15 protein-coding genes are annotated in these 15,433 nt (G+C 40.6%); 9 read left to right on the top strand and 6 right to left on the bottom strand.

The features are described 5' to 3' along the window. Window positions 1-322 precede the first annotated feature (322 nt). The 3 genes from ACPUYX_RS13345 to ACPUYX_RS13335 all read right to left on the bottom strand — a co-directional run bounded on the left by ACPUYX_RS13345 (window position 323) and on the right by ACPUYX_RS13335 (window position 2,612). Window positions 323-484: a hypothetical protein gene (locus tag ACPUYX_RS13345; protein WP_426380122.1), complete on the bottom strand. Its 162-nt coding sequence runs from the start codon at window positions 482-484 to the stop codon at window positions 323-325. 51 nt (window positions 485-535) lie between these two features. Beyond that, the gene (locus tag ACPUYX_RS13340) at window positions 536-1,132 is read right to left on the bottom strand and encodes a hypothetical protein (protein WP_426380121.1); all 597 of its coding nucleotides are present in this window, start codon (window positions 1,130-1,132) and stop codon (window positions 536-538) included. Between the two features lie 379 nt (window positions 1,133-1,511). Next, the gene (locus tag ACPUYX_RS13335) at window positions 1,512-2,612 is read right to left on the bottom strand and encodes a C4-dicarboxylate ABC transporter (protein ID WP_426380120.1); all 1,101 of its coding nucleotides are present in this window, start codon (window positions 2,610-2,612) and stop codon (window positions 1,512-1,514) included. A gap of 137 nt (window positions 2,613-2,749) precedes the next feature. On the opposite strand from ACPUYX_RS13335, the gene ACPUYX_RS13330 reads away from it, so the two are divergent. Continuing rightward, window positions 2,750-3,646 carry a LysR family transcriptional regulator gene (locus ACPUYX_RS13330; protein WP_426380119.1) on the top strand — a complete coding sequence of 299 codons (897 nt, stop codon included), beginning with the start codon at window positions 2,750-2,752 and terminating at the stop codon, window positions 3,644-3,646. Between the two features lie 207 nt (window positions 3,647-3,853). Here the strand turns inward: ACPUYX_RS13330 and chrA are convergent, their stop codons facing one another. The 3 genes from chrA to ACPUYX_RS13315 all read right to left on the bottom strand — a co-directional run bounded on the left by chrA (window position 3,854) and on the right by ACPUYX_RS13315 (window position 6,439). Further along, on the bottom strand, window positions 3,854-5,116 hold the full coding sequence (gene chrA / locus ACPUYX_RS13325) for a chromate efflux transporter (protein ID WP_426380118.1): 1,263 nt from the start codon (window positions 5,114-5,116) through the stop codon (window positions 3,854-3,856). Window positions 5,117-5,236: 120 nt separating this feature from the next. Then, on the bottom strand, window positions 5,237-6,055 hold the full coding sequence (locus ACPUYX_RS13320) for an extracellular solute-binding protein (RefSeq protein WP_426380117.1): 819 nt from the start codon (window positions 6,053-6,055) through the stop codon (window positions 5,237-5,239). An 18-nt stretch (window positions 6,056-6,073) separates the two neighbouring features. Continuing rightward, window positions 6,074-6,439 carry a PadR family transcriptional regulator gene (locus tag ACPUYX_RS13315; protein ID WP_426380116.1) on the bottom strand — a complete coding sequence of 122 codons (366 nt, stop codon included), beginning with the start codon at window positions 6,437-6,439 and terminating at the stop codon, window positions 6,074-6,076. Between the two features lie 332 nt (window positions 6,440-6,771). Between ACPUYX_RS13315 and ACPUYX_RS13310 the strand changes: the two genes are divergently transcribed. The 8 genes from ACPUYX_RS13310 to ACPUYX_RS13275 all read left to right on the top strand — a co-directional run bounded on the left by ACPUYX_RS13310 (window position 6,772) and on the right by ACPUYX_RS13275 (window position 15,426). After that, window positions 6,772-7,485, top strand: a complete 714-nt coding sequence (locus ACPUYX_RS13310; RefSeq protein WP_426380115.1) for a ClpP family protease — start codon at window positions 6,772-6,774, stop codon at window positions 7,483-7,485. 167 nt (window positions 7,486-7,652) lie between these two features. Beyond that, complete coding sequence (locus ACPUYX_RS13305; protein ID WP_426380114.1) at window positions 7,653-7,775, top strand: hypothetical protein; 123 nt, start codon at window positions 7,653-7,655, stop codon at window positions 7,773-7,775. Beyond that, complete coding sequence (locus ACPUYX_RS13300) at window positions 7,745-10,126, top strand: DNA translocase FtsK 4TM domain-containing protein (protein ID WP_426380113.1); 2,382 nt, start codon at window positions 7,745-7,747, stop codon at window positions 10,124-10,126. The genes ACPUYX_RS13305 and ACPUYX_RS13300 overlap by 31 nt, the downstream gene beginning before the upstream one ends. Window positions 10,127-10,217: 91 nt before the next feature. Continuing rightward, window positions 10,218-11,300: a tRNA 2-selenouridine(34) synthase MnmH gene (gene mnmH, locus ACPUYX_RS13295; protein WP_426380112.1), complete on the top strand. Its 1,083-nt coding sequence runs from the start codon at window positions 10,218-10,220 to the stop codon at window positions 11,298-11,300. Further along, window positions 11,236-12,021 (top strand): DUF3388 domain-containing protein, encoded by a 786-nt coding sequence (locus ACPUYX_RS13290; RefSeq protein WP_426380133.1) that lies wholly within the window; start codon window positions 11,236-11,238, stop codon window positions 12,019-12,021. The genes mnmH and ACPUYX_RS13290 overlap by 65 nt, the downstream gene beginning before the upstream one ends. A 20-nt stretch (window positions 12,022-12,041) precedes the next feature. Further along, a complete protein-coding gene (locus ACPUYX_RS13285; RefSeq protein WP_426380111.1) occupies window positions 12,042-12,872 on the top strand; it encodes a helix-turn-helix domain-containing protein in 831 nt (276 codons plus the stop codon). Window positions 12,873-12,893: 21 nt separating this feature from the next. Beyond that, a complete protein-coding gene (locus ACPUYX_RS13280) occupies window positions 12,894-13,385 on the top strand; it encodes a YajQ family cyclic di-GMP-binding protein (protein WP_426380110.1) in 492 nt (163 codons plus the stop codon). Window positions 13,386-13,461: 76 nt separating this feature from the next. Beyond that, the gene (locus ACPUYX_RS13275) at window positions 13,462-15,426 is read left to right on the top strand and encodes a YgiQ family radical SAM protein (RefSeq protein WP_426380109.1); all 1,965 of its coding nucleotides are present in this window, start codon (window positions 13,462-13,464) and stop codon (window positions 15,424-15,426) included. The last annotated feature ends 7 nt before the right edge of the window (window positions 15,427-15,433 follow it).

Raw genomic sequence — 15,433 nt, 5'->3', positions numbered from 1 at the left:
ACAAAGTGATTCTCTGGGGCTGGTGGCTCGGCGAAACCCTCCACCGGAGGCTTTCGTGCTTTTCGTATACCGAACACGGAAGTTAAGGATCCACACTGCAGGAGAATGCGTAAGGGGACGCAGTGTGACGAAAGGCTCATCCGCCTTTCGTTCCAGGGCCGATAATACTTGGGGCATAGCCCCTAGGAAAGTAGGTCATCGCCAGGTAAACAAGCAATAGACTGCCTTATTGGCAGTCTGTTTGTGTTTCATGAAAGAAATGAAAGTATTTTTAAGTGGTAACTTGCACACTTTACATTAAATAGTTTACAGTTAACGAGAGTTATTTTTCTTCAAGTTTTGCTAAAATGTTGCAAAGAGTTTTTTCGATATTGTTAAATTTACGCATAAACCAAACAATTAGGGCTATTGGAATTACCAAAAATGGGATATATATCATAATGGCAAGTGTTGGTGTTATAAATAACGGAAAGAAAATTCCCATAGCCTATCCCCCTTAAATTTAACCATTTTGAACAAATTATCACTTTCCTTGTTAGTTAGTGTTAACGGGTACGGTTTGAGCTGAACTGTTACCGTCGGTGTTGATATCTTGGGTATAAAGAGTGGTTCCTTCGCCTGATGATCCAGTAACTGTAAAATTAGGCCCTTCCGATTTATTTAAGAAAGTAAACCAGAACAAATCTGTATCTTTTCCGACTATCTTAGCTTCTTTGACATTGCTGCCGTTTTTCTCTGCTACCTTTATGTACTTTATTTGTTTATCTTTCACCTCGCCAAATAATAATGGAAATGGGGTACCTTTAACATAAGGAAAATATTGAGCACTAAAGCCCTTTGAGACGCCATCGCTATGTTCTCCACCCCAGCTCCACTGCCATCCCCACAATGTTTTTTTGACGTAACCTGAAGCGACCGATTCCCCTCCTTTACCAATACTTTTTTTGTAGAAAACAACAACTCCACCTTTAACTTGTTCCGTATACACGATCTTTGTAACATTTCGACGAGTTTTTTCTATTGCATCGACAATTGTATTTCCGGTTGGATTGCTTGTAAAAATCGAACTATTCAGGGCCGCAATGAAGCCAAATAAAACGATAAAACCAATAAAAAAACCTACTTTTCTCATTGATAATCACCTCTCTCTCAAATAGTCTGGAACCACTCCTACAAGACCTAGCTTTACCATCTAATTCTCAATTGTGTATAGGCGAACTTCATGAATTTGAATTATCTGTATCAATAAGTTAATGCGAAGTTCGAACTTGTTTATACAAAAATGCCTTATTAACATCTTGAGATTAGTTCGACGAGGTGTCAGGTTTACCTCTTTTTTATTCATTAGGCTTTTAACTTAATCATATCTTGATAAAATTTAATTAAGTTCGCTAAACTCTCATTTGGAAAATGTAATAAGCTCAAGCTTATTAGGCTTGAGCTTATCGGTGTTATTCAAATCTCTCTAACAATTGGATGGAAAAGAATGATGCTTAAAATTATTTGTTATGTCACAAAATTCGATCGCATTTTGATTGTATTCTAGGCCCGATGAAAACCCTCCCGCTTAATACTCCTCTAACGGTATTACTGAAGGTATACACCCAAAGAAGGATTAAGAGGATGGTTAGGAATTCGGAATAGCCAACCGTGAGAGGGGATATAAATATCCTTGCTACTTTTTGACTAGCGATTGTATAAGAAGCTAATGGAAAGATGAAGGCCCACCATCCCATTGTAAAGGGAATTCCTCCATTTTTAATTTGATAAATACTAATCATCACAATGATGCCGACAATCCAGATTCCGAATCCCCAGACGGCAACAGAGATTAAATTTGAGAAATCTGTTGATGCTAATAACCCTAATGAATGAGCATTTTTCGTAATATCAATAATTGCACTTACAGCTAGTCCAATTGCACTGATGAAAATACCGAAGGATGGAATTTTATCCGCTGGGGGGAGTGGATGATGAGCTAGTCGGACAAAAACTATGGCGCTAATAAATATGAAAAGGAAAAAACCAATACCAAATAAGGCTGTATTAATGATCAGGAAGGATAGACTCCATGTCGGCCGAATTTTAATTGTCAGTTCGAGAACCGGGTTCCCGATCAACAAAACAGCCATATTTGCGATGGGTGCCATAATCCAAGAAAAGTTAATGACGTCTGGACTTGGAGTTTCTTTAAGCCGTATAATCAAAAACGTCGAATAAAAGGTAAAAAAGCTTACACCAATCATCGAAATAATCCACAAGCCGAGAATAAGATGATAAACTATAGATTGATTAAGATAATGGCTCCAAATAAGGTAAATATTCGTTCCCAGAATGGTTGTCGCTACTGGCATGGTCACGAAGAAATTGCCGGTGTGAAGGTGATTTAGGTCGCGATAAGCATAATCAAAGAAACATAGCCAACGAATAACCCACGGGACTAAAACCACGAAATAAAGAAGGTCTGCAACAATAGCAAAAAGTATACCTAGAAGGTTTCCCACTGGAAAAGCGTTTTGCCATTGGAAGAGGATGTTGGCTAATCCACCGGTACCCATGATTACAGCAAACCAGGAGGGGGCCAGATGCTTGATGGAATGTTGTTCTTGCACATTGAAAACTCCTTATTTTAGATTTAACCTTTATATCAGGATCTTTACTATTTAGTTATAAATTGTATTGGCCCATTCGTAAAATACTCATTTGGCATAGAGTGTATCGAATTTTAGAATAAATGTTAGGTGTAACGATGGAGATAAGACATTTAGAATATTTTCTGGAGGTTTCCAGGCATAAGAGTTTCAGTAAAGCCGCTGAAGTAACTCATATTTCTCAGCCCACAATCAGTAAGGCTGTAAAGGATTTAGAAACTGAGTTGGGAAAAACGTTGTTCTATCGAAGTACGAAATATGTTGAACTGACTGATGCTGGGAAAGCGATTCTCGAGCAAGCGCAACAAATTGTGGCCTCTTTTAGAAATATCCATGTTCAGCTTGAAGGCCTTGAAAAACAAGAAATAGGAAAAGTCCACATTGGTTTGCCCCATATCACTGCTGTTACAACGTTTTCTCACGTTTTGGGTGCATTTAAACGGGATTACCCTAGAATTGAAATCCAACTTTATGAATATGGACCCAAAAAGATTGAAGCATCGCTGCAAGAAGGATTACTGGATTTCGGTATTTTTACACCTGAAGATAGTCATCTCTTTGAATGGATTTGGTTTGAGCGAGATCCTCACAGTGTGATTATGAACCCAACTCATTGGTTAATGTGCCATAATACGATTGACTATGAAAATCTTCAAGGGGAGCAACTCATTATTTACAATAGCGACTATAAGCTTCATGATATCATTCTGGACAGGTGTAAACTATCCGGTTTTATCCCTCAAGTAGCTTTTGAAACTTCGCAGCGTGAACTCATGATCCAAATGGTGACTGCAGGGCTAGGTGTTGCCTTATTACCCAGTAAAATATGTCAGGATCTTGATCCAGAGATTGTTATATCCCGGCCACTAACAGATTCTCAATTGTATCTTGAATTGGCATTGACATGGAAAAGAGGACGGTATTTATCCTATGCAGCTTCGAGGTTTCTGAATTTCTTTAAGATGAATCTTAATGAAAATAATAATCTACTCTAATAGAATTTTATCTAATTTTTAAGGCCCCCACTTCTTGTAAGTGGGGGTGGGTCCTTCGTTAACTTCAGGTGGGGTAGAGTCCCCAAGCCCCGATGTTCAGCTTTAGCTGAACGAGTTCACAGGAATGGATATTCTAAAATTGATATGAGTTCAGCCCCCCTCATTCACATAATAAATGAGGAGGGCTGCTGTTTGATAAAGTCGATATTAGAAAATAACTATGGAGATTAATGCCCCAGCCATAATTATCCATAGTGTATCAATGTTGGTAAATCGCTGTATGCCAAAAGCTGCTAAAGCCAGCGCACAAGTAGGTAAATCGACCAGCGAACTGCCAGTTAATTTGTAAATGGTTGCCCATAGCGTCCCAATGAACGCTGAAACAACGCCGCTGATGATCATTTTTACCTTGTCAACTTGACCTGCTCGGTTATAGAGGTCGGAAATAATATTTACAACAGCGAACGAAGGCAGATACATGTTTGCCATAGCGAGGGCCGCCCCAAAGATGCCTGCTGCTTTATATCCGATAAAGGCGGAAATTACGGTTACCGGTCCAGGCGTTAGTAAACTCAGGGCTAAAGCTACCCCGAATTCTTTGTCGGTCACAAAGTGATATTGATTAACCATGGCATTTTGAATAAAGGGTAACATTGCGTAGCCGCTTCCAAAGGTCAGTCCTCCGATTCCAAATAAGGAATTTCCCAGGTTTTTATAGAGAGGATTGCTAAAATTAATAGCAAAATTGATAAACATCAGTATGCCAAGCATAATCAGCGTAACCAGGTACTTTTTCTTGCTGAATTCAAATTTAATCGCCGAAACTGCTTTTGGTGAAGATTTCTTAGGGACCCAGAATTTTTTATCCATTACAGTTTTCCAGCTAGAATACTTAACTGTTAAAAAAGTAAAAATCAGACTTACTATCCCAGCAACTATGAGAAGGGTAATAATATTTACCTTTAAAAAACACACCAAAGTAAAACCGCCAACAGCTAGGATCGTTAACTGAGGGGTATTTACCCCTTTTTTCCATAAATCAAGGATAGTGTTTAAGACAAGACCTACAACTAAAGCACCTACTCCTTTAAACAACGAGGATACCACGGGAACATTGTTATAGTTTAAATACAGATGGGCAAGAAGTACCATTGAAACAAAACAAGGGATTACAAAGAAGATACTAGCTGTTAAGGCACCGGGAAAACCCCTAATGAAGTAACCAATGTAAGTGTTGAGGTTTACGGTAGGTGCTCCCGGTAAAAGCTGCGACAGAGCTAAACCATTCAAGTATTCCTCATCAGTCAGCCAATACTTTTTATCGACTAAAGCTTTCTTTGCTTCACCCAGTGCCGCCAGACTATAAGATACAAGACCTATGTGAAGAAAAGTTCTTGCGATTTCAAAAAGACTTACAACTCTGGGCGTTTCTAATGACTGCTTTATTTCATTTTCTCTTCTTGTTTCCATGGCTTTACCTCCTAATTACCATAATCAATAAATAATTAGAAAGGAATTTAAAGTACTCTAAAGTAATAAGTTTTCTCGTTTCGAGAACATCAAAAGATGGCTATTGAGTTATTCCAGGGTTTAGCATGGAGTTAACCCACATTCCTCGAGAATCGCTGTGCCCTCCTCTCCCGTAAGAAAATCAACAAACGATTGAGCAATGTCAGATTGAAACCTATCCTTTGCTATGCCAATGGCAAATTCTATAGGGCTGCCGTGGATTATAGTAGTTGTGCCAGGGATCTTACTCTCAAGGCTGACGGAGGCTTGGTCATAAAATTTGGCATAAGCAGGATTCGATAAATTGATTTTTGGCGCTAGAGGAATAAACGGAAGACCCAATTGTCTAACCTCCGAGGAATAAAGAAATGCGTAGTCTACTTGACCATTTAATAAGGCCTGAGACAGATCAATTGATTTAGGATAGATTGAATAAGGGATACATGCAGCTTCTAAAGTCGAATATAAGCCGGGTCTGTCATAGAATATCTCAGCTAATTGCCATACCATAAGAGTTCGATAACCACATGGGTCAAGACGATGGTCGGAACGAGCAAAACTGACTTGGGGTTTCAGTAACACTTCGGCCCAATTTTCAGGAGTCATTTCTATAGTTCCTTTAGACTCTTCGTGGCAGCCTATAACAATCTGATCCGACGCAAATATAAAGTAATTATTTACGAGGTTGGGTACAAGTAATTCTGCAAATAAGGCTTGATCTGCAAGGGCGATAATGTCGTATTTCTCTCCAGTGAGTAAACGTTTTGCTCCTTCTCTTGAACCAACTCCTGTCAGCTCAATTTGGAGATCTGGGTAGTGTGGTAAGAAATGTTCTTGACACTTTTCCATAACGATCTGCAAAGCACCCGCATGAATAATTTTAAGAGTCTTTTGAACCACGTTTGTTGCCACCACCTATCACTGATTAAATTGAAGATAAGCCGCTAAGAAATTCTCTAACTTTATCTTTTGCAGAACAATGTACTGTGCCCAGACAATTAAATACTCTTCTCCCTGTGCTGTTAGCTTATAAAGTCTCCTGCCTGGACCAGATTCGCCAACTTCCCATTGAGATTTAATCATTCCCTCCTTGTCCATACGTCGTAAATTTCTATAAATTGTAGCTGCGTCAACTTCAGCACTCTTAAATTCACTGTCATTTAGGCGTTGAATTAATTCGTACCCATGAGAAGGTTTTTGCTTTAAAAGAAGAAGTAATTCCGCTTGAATTAAACGTTCCATAGATAGTGAGAATTCAAGCTCCTTTACCTTCTCGTTATCCATATATACTCACCTCAACTATTTGCATCATGCATATAGTATTAATACAAATATATTCTGCATTCAAATAAAATACCCTTCCTGCTAATACTGAAGTTCAAAACTTTTTCGTCTTTGGCTGCAAATTTGATCAAAGTAAGAACAGTGAATGTCTGTGCGTATATCGTGAGAATTTAAGCAGAATCAACATTCTAATTATCTAAGCCTTTCATAACCGACATTAGTATTATTTATGCTTGAATCCACCATACTAAAAGAGAACTTGGCAACGATTGATTAACTTGATGTTTCAGCAGCTAGTTGAGGTTTTCGAAAGTAAGGGGGTAAAACAATCAGTGTTTTCTAATAAACTATCTTTATCTGAATCTGAAGAAGAAGACATTAAGCTTGACGAATCAACAAACTCTATTAAAGAGTTAGGACAGGTTGAAATTCCTGAAGTTTCCGAAAGGATTTTTTGTTTGCCCATTATTGGTCAAATTGAAGGTCATCAAATATTGCCTGCGCAATCTAAGACGACAAAATATGAACATATTATTCCTCAGCTTCTGGCAGTTGAGCAAAACCCCAAAATTGAGGGTATATTAGTTATTCTCAATACTGCCGGCGGTGATGTGGAGGCTGGATTAGCAATTGCCGAAATGTTATCTAGTTTAAGCAAGCCGTCTGTTTCTTTAGTCCTTGGTGGTGGTCACAGTATTGGTATTCCTATCGCTGTAAGTTGTACCAAGAGCCTTATAGCACCGACAGGCACAATGACCGTTCATCCTATTCGCTATACGGGTTTAGTAATAAATGGTCACCAGCAGTTTGACTATTTGAAAAAGATGCAAGAGAGAATAGATCAGTTCATATATTCGCATTCAAATATTAGTAAAGAAAAATTAGAGCAGCTTATGTTTCAAACAGGAGAGTTAGCTCAGGATATCGGAACAATATTAATTGGCGAAGAAGCTGTCAAAGCGGGGTTGATTCAAGCGGTTGGTGGGGTTCGGGAGGCTTTCAAAGAACTGAATGATTTGATAAGTTCTTCAGAGAAGCCGCTATAGTATTAAAGATGCCTTAAACTTTAGATCGTTAGATTCAGGCTGGGCCAGTAATACTCATCGAATTAACGTAATGGTGAGAAAGTTACTGGCTTTTTAAGCCAATCGCAAGACCCCCACTTCTACAAGTGGGAGCGGTTCGCATACCCTTCTTTGGTGGGGGTAGATAAATGTCAATTGATTCAAAAAAGGAAAACGCCTTAAGTATGTGGAATTTAATGTGGGTTATAAAAATTATTTTAAAAGTTTGGGGGATTGGTGTGTGGCGAAAAAAAGAGGACGCCGCAAATTAAATAAAAAGGTCGATATGAGGGCTGTCACGATAGCAGAGACGATTCGCAGAGAAGTTATTGGAGTTATCGTGGTTGGCATGGCTTGTTTAGGGCTTGTAGCTCTCTATTCGAAGAGAAGCGGTGTTGTTGGCGGAGAAATTAGTTATTTTTTGACCATGTTAGCTGGAGGAGGACGAATAGGTATCCCAGTCATGTTAGGAATTTGGGGTATTTCTTTCATGAACAAACAAACTCTGCGTCTTGGACCTAAAATGGAAGGAATGATTCTCCTTTGGCTTGTATTTATCGGTATTCTTCACCTTCAGCTGCCGGGAATTGAAGCTTTTTCCCGATCTGATATTTTTCATGAGGGCCAGCTTGGACATGGCGGGGGCCTTATTGGTGCGGTAATAGCCTTTTTATTGAAGGAGACAGTCGGAATTCCCGGAAGTTACGTTGTTTTAATTATGTTTGCAATTATTGGAGCGTTGCTAATCACAAATCGCTCGCTCATAAAAGGAGTACAGGAAATTGGTCAGATGGGGAAAGAATCCGGAGTATGGATGAAACAACACGTGGAGGATTTTAAGGAAGTATTGAAAAATCCTGACGTTGACAAAGAGGCTGAAACAAGTGAAGAAAGGGATTCTGATGGTCATAAAGCATCTAAAATCCTCAAGAAATCGCCATCTTCACGCCCGCCTGTCTTGGATCCGGACATTGTTGAACGGCCATTAGTTATCAAAACTCTTGATGATCCTAATGAAAATACCAGCCAAAATCTCCGTGAAGGGATAACTGAGAGTCCTTCTGAGTCTCTTCCCAAAGGACAATTAGGTTTTGAGAAAACACTAGGCGGAGTAACTTCCGAACCGCCAGCACCGGGCAAAGTGACCAGCACGCCCATCTCACGGCAGACTCGTGAAGACGGAAATTTTCAACTTCCGCAAGTTTCCTTGCTGCATAAATCCTTAAAAGTTAAAAACCCTAGGTTAAATAAAGATTTAACGGATAATGTCCGGATACTTGAGGAAACCCTTGCTAATTTTGGGGTAAAGGTCAAAGTGACCCAAGTGACTCAAGGTCCTGCTATTACGCGTTATGAAGCTCAGCCTGCTCCAGGAGTGAAAGTCAGCAAAATAACCAACTTAGCAGATGATATCGCATTAAGTTTGGCTTCGGCTGACGTTCGTATTGAGGCTCCTATCCCCGGGAAATCAGTGGTAGGGATAGAAGTACCCAATAAAGAAATTGCCATGGTACATTTTCGTGAAGTCTTAGAAACTCCCGAATTTCAGGGGTCAAGCAATAAGTTGATCTTATGTTTGGGTAAAGATATAACTGGAGCACCGGTAATAGCAGATTTAACTAAGATGCCGCACCTCTTAATTGCCGGAGCAACAGGCTCAGGTAAGTCTGTGTGTATTAATACTTTGATTCACAGTATTCTTTTTAAAGCTCGTCCGGATGAAGTGAAGTTTTTACTTGTTGATCCGAAAATGGTCGAACTGGCTAACTATAACGGCATTCCTCATTTGATTGCCCCAGTTGTCACGGATTCTCGTAAAGCTGCAGGAGCATTGAAATGGATTGTGACCGAAATGGAAACTCGCTATGAGTTGTTTGCTGCCTCGGGTGTGAGAGACATTGTTCGGTATAATTTTTTACGCGCACAGGAAAAGAATAATGAGCATCCGCCTTTACCTTATGTTGTCGTCATTATTGACGAACTGGCAGATTTGATGATGGTTGCACCGGGAGATGTTGAGGACGCCATTTGCCGTCTGGCTCAAATGGCTCGTGCGGCCGGAATTCATTTGATTGTGGCAACCCAAAGACCTTCCGTAGATGTTATTACGGGACTTATTAAAGCAAATATCCCTTCGCGAATTGCCTTTTCGGTTTCTTCTCAAACAGATTCGAGAACAATCTTGGATTTGAATGGAGCGGAGAAACTTATGGGGCGCGGTGATATGTTATACTATCCCATGGGTGCGAGTAAACCCATACGTGTTCAGGGCTGTTATCTAGGTGACAAAGAAGTGGAAAATGTTGTGGAGTTCCTGCAAAATCAAGCCAAACCTGAATATCAGGATATCCCTAATGTGGATATTGGGAGTACAACAAAGGATGACATGGAAGATGAACTCTTTTATCAGGCAGCTCAACTCTTTATCGAAAGCGGAACTGCTTCAGTTTCTCTATTGCAGCGACGCTTACGAATTGGCTATACTCGTGCAGCACGCCTTATGGATTTATTGGAAGGAAAAGGGGTCGTTGGAGGTTATGAAGGTTCTAAACCTCGCGAAGTATTGATGACCAGAGGACAATTTGAGTTAAAGTATGGTTCCTTGAATAATGAAATTGTTTAGAAAACGAAATTGTATATTAGTTGCATAAAATTTTGTTAAGCCTTATGATAAGAGGTAAAATGATATTTGATAAGATAGTAAAGGAATACTTATGCTAAAAGAGATACATGTTAGTGAAATAAAATCTTTAGATCATCCTGTTTTGATTGATGTACGCTCGGAGGGAGAATTTGAAGAAGCAACGATCCCAGGTTCAGTAAATCTTCCGCTTTTTAACAATCAGGAACGTGCTGAAATTGGGACAATTTATACTCAGTCATCACCAGCTATAGCTCGAGAGCTTGGCTTAAATATTGCTAGTCCAAAATTGCCTGAACTTGTCAAAAAAGTTGAGGAACTGTCTAAGTCAGGTCCCGTGGTGCTTTTTTGCTGGCGTGGAGGCATGCGAAGTAAGGCGGTTGCTGCCGTCTCTGAATTAATGGGTATTCCGATTTACCGATTGCAAGGGGGTTTTAAAGCTTACCGTAATCTAGTGGTTGAATACTTTAATAATCCACTTCCTGTTAAGGTTGTCGTGCTCCGTGGCAATACGGGCGTCGGTAAAACAGAGCTTCTGGGAAAGTTGCGTTCAGAAGGATATCCAGCGATTGACCTCGAGAAATTAGCGAATAACCGAGGTTCTGTTTTTGGTGCCTTGGGTTTAGGAAATTCACCCTCCCAGAAAAGATTTGAAGGGCTGCTTTATGAAGAACTAAATTTATTGAGGAGTTTCCCTTATGTCATTGTAGAATGTGAAAGTAAACGTATTGGGAGAGTAACTATACCAACCACGTTTTTCTCGGCAATGCAGCAGGGGACTCAATTATTACAGTATGACAGTTTGCCAAATCGTGTTCAACGATTAATACGGGAGTATACATCAGTGCCGAATGCCCTTGAAGAGATTGGTGCCGCTTTAGAGAGATTGGTAAAAACGCTTGGTCATGTTAAAGTGCGGGAATTGCGTTCCCTTTTAGAAGCAAATCATTTGGAAATTTTCACTGAACGTCTTTTAGTTGAATATTATGACAAACTTTATGCGTATCCCAATCAACCAAACGCAGAGTATAATTATTTTATCGATTATAGTGAGTCTACTAAAGCGTTAAGGGAGTTGGAACGCTATCTTGATGAAAAGGTGGCCGACACGGATCGAGAGTCTACTATATCTGGAATACGACATTCAGCAAAATAAGCCGGGATTATTAGGAGCTGTGACCACCTTGATTGGTATGCTGGATCTTAATATTCTGGCGGTCACAAGTATTGGACAAACCCGACGAGGACTTCTTTTGGAAGCTCATTCGGATACTAAAACAAGGACCTTGCAAGAAGCCTTGTTGCAAGTTGCGGCTATCAAAGTGACAGCATTCCGAAGACCAACCTTATTGGATCGGATAGCTTTACGCCATGGCAAAAGATTAGACATGGCTGAACTTAATCCGCCGACATATCGGTTTGTTCGTGAAGAATTAGGAGTGCTGGTTGACTTTTTAGGAGATACTTTACTTGAGGGCGGAAATCGAATCATTGGAATTCGGGGAATGCCGAGGGTAGGAAAAACTGAAGCAGCCATAGCTGCCTGTGTTTATGCCAACAAGCGATGGATATTATTATCCTCAACAATCATTCGGCAAACCATACGCACAGAGTTATTACTTGGCGAGTCAACAAATAGCATATTTCTCATCGATGGGATTACGAGCACCACGCGAGGAAACGATGCTCATTGGTCCTTACTTAAAAATGTTTTGGAAATGCCGACAGTGAAAATTATCGAACACCCGGATGTTCTGCTGAGAGATGGCCGTTTGAAGATTGACTTTGATTTTATCATTGAAATACGTCATCATGAAGATGACGACATTCGATGCGAGGATATAGCAATGAGCTTTTCTGCCTTCGATTTAAGCTAACATAATAAGGGGGGGTCTCAATGGCAGGAGAAGGACAAATGCTCCGAGCCGCACGTGAGGAGAAACAATGGAGTCTAAGATTTACCGAAGACACCACTAAAATTCGAGTCCGTTATATCCAGGCGCTTGAAGAAGAAAATTATGGGATACTTCCAGGGACGACTTATGTTAAAGGATATTTACGTACCTATGCAAAGCACTTAGGTTTAAACCCGGATGAGATTATACAACTCTACAATAATAGCCCAGAGGTAAAAGAAACGGTAAAGATACTTGAAACTCCCGATGATATACCTCTAAAGAAAAGCCCTAACTGGGTAAGACCTTTAGCAGCGGGGATTATGGCTATTCTAGCTATCGGCATTGTAGTTGGGGTTGCTGAATGGAGTCATAATACTCCTGAAAAGCCTTCCAATTCTGCTTATTCCCCGTCGGCGCTTCCCAGCGCACCTTCCCAAGCTGAGGCAGCAGCGTCTAAGCAGAATAACGCTCAAAGTAATAGTAAAAATAATACCCAAAATAATATTAAAAATGACCAGAATAATTCTCAGGCGTCAAGTACTCCCCCTTCCGTTTTAGCGGCAGCCCAAGATGGCTTAACCGCCCAATTGGAGTTTAAACAGTCTTGTTGGGTTGTTGTGCAAGCTGATGGGCAACCTGTGTTTCAGGGAACTTTTGCTGCAGGGACTACGAAGGTTGTCAAAGGAAGTAATAAAATCGAACTTGTTACAGTCGGAAATGCCGGGGGATTAAATGTAACCTTAAATGGAAAAGCGTTGCCAAGTTTAGGAAGTTCCGGTCAAGTTCTTCGTAATGTGATCTTTACTCCAGAAACTTTGAAAACACTTTAAGGATTGAGAGGAGACGTCAGGTTGGCTAAAGATTCGTCATTCGATATTGTTTCAAAGGTGAATTTACCCGAAGTGTCCAATGCTGTTCAGCAGGCTCAGAGGGAACTTTCCCAAAGGTTTGACTTTAAGAACAGTAAATCATCTATTACCTTGGAAGAAGAAAAAATCACTCTAGTGTCTGATGATGATTTTAAATTAAAAAATGTAGTGGACATTCTGGAAAGTAAGCTTGTTAAACGGGGGATATCATTAAAAGCTTTAGACTACGGAAAACCCCAACCAGCTTCAGGAAATACCCTTCGGCAAGAAGTTAAGATGGTACAGGGAATTGCGCAGGATAAGGCTAGGGAGATCAATAAAGTTCTTAAAGATAGTAAGATAAAGGTGGTAAGTTCTATTCAAGGTGATGAAATCAGAGTATCGGGGAAAAACAAAGACGACCTTCAAGCAGCCATTGCTCTGCTTAAAAAGGAGGACTTTGGAATCGAGCTGCAATTTGTTAATTACAGATAGATTAAGATAGATAGATAGATAGATAGAGGGGGTGGCCCGAAGGCCCCTCTTTTCTTTTTTTAAGAAAGGTGAGAATATGCGCTTGAGAAATTTTTTGCCCGTAAATCGAGCAGACATGGAAGCTCGTGGTTGGACTGAACTTGATTTCTTATTTATTACCGGAGATGCCTATGTGGATCATCCTAGTTTTGGAATTGCCGTTATTGCTCGTGTTTTGGAAAATCAAGGTTTCCGTATAGGGATCTTGGCCCAACCCGATTGGAAAGATCTTCAAGCTTTTCGGGTTATGGGAAAACCCCGTTTAGCTTGTCTGGTTACAGGGGGAAACCTTGATTCTATGGTTAACCACTATACAGCCGCTAAGAAGAAACGGCATAGGGATGTCTATTCTCCTGGGGGGGAGGAGGGGCTGCGGCCGGATCACGCCACGATTGTATATTCAAATAGAGTGCGGGAAGCGCTTCCGGGTGTCCCGGTGATCATCGGGGGAATCGAAGCTTCACTGAGGCGTTTTGCTCATTACGATTATTGGAGCAATGAAGTTCGCCGTTCAATCCTTATTGATAGTCAAGCTGATCTATTGGTCTTCGGTATGGGTGAAAAACCGATTGTTGAGGTTGCTGAACGACTCAAGGGCGGAGAGCTAATCACACAAATCACGGATGTCAGGGGCACCATGGTGCCTTACAGTCTTGAAAATACCGGCAAAGATGTTTTGGTACTACCAAGCTATGAAGAGGTACTTGCTGATAAGAAAAAATATGCAGAAGCATTTTGGGTTCAGTATAATCAACATGATCCTTTTCGAGGCAAACCGATGCTGCAAGTTCATAATCGTAAAGCTGTTCTGCAAAATCAGCCCTCACTGCCTTTAAGCCAGGCTGAAATGGATGCTGTTTATGCTCTGCCTTTTATGGGAACCTTTCATCCCTCTTATGAAGAAAAAGGCGGAGTTCCGGCCATTGAAGAAGTAGAATTTAGCCTGACCAGTGTACGTGGTTGTTACGGGGCTTGCTCCTTTTGCGCTTTGACCTTCCATCAAGGACGAATCATTCAAAGCAGAAGTCCTGAATCTATTCTGCGGGAGGCTGAGCAGATGACTTGGAGCAGCCGCTTTAAAGGATATATTCATGATGTAGGCGGGCCAACGGCTAATTTTCGGCGTCCATCTTGCCAAAAGCAACTGACTAAGGGTACTTGTTCTCATAAACAATGTCTATTTCCTTCACCTTGTAAGAATCTCGAAATTGATCATGCGGAATATTTAAGTCTACTGCGGCGTTTGCGAAATCTCCCCAGAGTTAAGAAAGTGTTTGTTCGATCAGGTATTCGCTATGATGCGGTCTTAGCGGATAAAAATACCGAATTTATACGCGAGCTTTGTGAACATCATGTTTCCGGTCAATTGAAGGTTGCTCCTGAGCATGTTAGTGACGAAGTTCTGCGTTATATGGGAAAACCGGGTAAAAAGGTTTTTGAGAAATTCGTTCAGCGATTTAAAGAAGAAAACAAACTCTTAGGAAAAAAGCAATACCTAGTTCCTTACTTAATGTCTTCTCATCCAGGCAGTACTTTGAAAGAGGCTGTAGAATTAGCGGAATATGTAAGGGATATGGGTGTCAATCCTGAACAAGTTCAGGACTTTATTCCGACGCCTGGAACACTTTCAACGTGTATGTATTATACGGGAATAGATCCCCGTACGATGGAAAAGGTGTATGTGCCTCGCAGCATGCATGAGAAAGCGATGCAAAGGGCTTTAATTCAGTATAGGAATCCGAAAAATTATGACTTAGTAGAAGAAGCCCTTCGGCAAGCACATCGTGAAGATCTCATTGGATACGGTCCGCAATGTCTTATTAAACCCCATAAGGAATCACATACAGGTTTGGGAAAATCTGAAAGACCTGGTAGGAAACCTACGAGGCGGTCCGGTATGAAACCCAAACAAAGCAAAGAGCTTAGTCATAAAAGTCTGACGAAGTCAAAAGCAGGTAAGAGTTCCGCCAAAGGAGAAAGGTCAAAGAACGATAAGCATTAATTGAGAA

This window comes from Desulfosporosinus sp. SYSU MS00001, assembly GCF_049943955.1.
In the GTDB taxonomy this organism is placed as follows: domain Bacteria; phylum Bacillota; class Desulfitobacteriia; order Desulfitobacteriales; family Desulfitobacteriaceae; genus Desulfosporosinus.
Note: the sequence above shows the minus strand (reverse complement) of the source record. Positions and strands in the feature narration are given on the sequence as shown.

Bases quoted from the DNA above. Each gene is read 5' to 3' on its own strand.
- ACPUYX_RS13345 (WP_426380122.1), bottom strand. From the start codon at position 484: ATGGGAATTTTCTTTCCGTTATTTATAACACCAACACTTGCCATTATG.
- ACPUYX_RS13340 (WP_426380121.1), bottom strand. From the start codon at position 1,132: ATGAGAAAAGTAGGTTTTTTTATTGGTTTTATCGTTTTATTTGGCTTC.
- ACPUYX_RS13330 (WP_426380119.1), top strand. From the start codon at position 2,750: ATGGAGATAAGACATTTAGAATATTTTCTGGAGGTTTCCAGGCATAAG.
- chrA (WP_426380118.1), bottom strand. From the start codon at position 5,116: ATGGAAACAAGAAGAGAAAATGAAATAAAGCAGTCATTAGAAACGCCC.
- ACPUYX_RS13315 (WP_426380116.1), bottom strand. From the start codon at position 6,439: ATGGATAACGAGAAGGTAAAGGAGCTTGAATTCTCACTATCTATGGAA.
- ACPUYX_RS13305 (WP_426380114.1), top strand. From the start codon at position 7,653: ATGTCAATTGATTCAAAAAAGGAAAACGCCTTAAGTATGTGGAATTTA.
- mnmH (WP_426380112.1), top strand. From the start codon at position 10,218: ATGCTAAAAGAGATACATGTTAGTGAAATAAAATCTTTAGATCATCCT.
- ACPUYX_RS13290 (WP_426380133.1), top strand. From the start codon at position 11,236: ATGAAAAGGTGGCCGACACGGATCGAGAGTCTACTATATCTGGAATAC.
- ACPUYX_RS13285 (WP_426380111.1), top strand. From the start codon at position 12,042: ATGGCAGGAGAAGGACAAATGCTCCGAGCCGCACGTGAGGAGAAACAA.
- ACPUYX_RS13275 (WP_426380109.1), top strand. From the start codon at position 13,462: ATGCGCTTGAGAAATTTTTTGCCCGTAAATCGAGCAGACATGGAAGCT.